This window comes from Catenulispora pinisilvae (genome assembly GCF_015356865.1).
Classification (GTDB): domain Bacteria; phylum Actinomycetota; class Actinomycetes; order Streptomycetales; family Catenulisporaceae; genus Catenulispora; species Catenulispora pinisilvae.
Genome location: NZ_JAAFZA010000631.1, coordinates 1 through 378, shown reverse-complemented (window position 1 = coordinate 378; position 378 = coordinate 1). Strand labels below are relative to the sequence as shown.

The window sequence follows — 378 nt, the reverse complement described above, 5'->3', positions numbered from 1 at the left end:
AGGTGTTCCACACCGACTCGGTCCAGCCGCGAGAGTTGGACGACGTGGTCAGGTTGGTGCCGCCGACTGAGACGACGTTGGGCGAGGTCGCCGGGTAGCTGGCGCCGTAGTCGGAGTCACCGGCGGAGACCGTGGTCACGATGCCGGAGGCGTGGGTGAAGTACTGGCTGTCCTGCGTGCTCTCGGTGGAGGATTCGCTGCCGCCCCAGGAGTTGGATATGTAGCCGGCCAGGCTCGCGGCGGTGTTCTGTGCGATGTAGAGGCCGTCGCTGGAGTCGTCGGCGGCTTCGACCAGCACGATGCTGCACAGCGGGCAGATCGCGGAGGCCATGTCCAGGTCCAGGGACTCCTCAAGGGTCCAGTCGTCGCCGGCCGGTG

Annotated in this window: 1 protein-coding gene; it reads right to left on the bottom strand. The window is 67.2% G+C overall.

Going from position 1 to position 378, the window contains the following annotated elements; translation table 11 throughout:
• Window positions 1-378, bottom strand: a 378-nt coding sequence (locus tag IZR01_RS49665) for a S8 family serine peptidase (RefSeq protein ID WP_323747340.1), incomplete at both ends; no start/stop codon positions are given.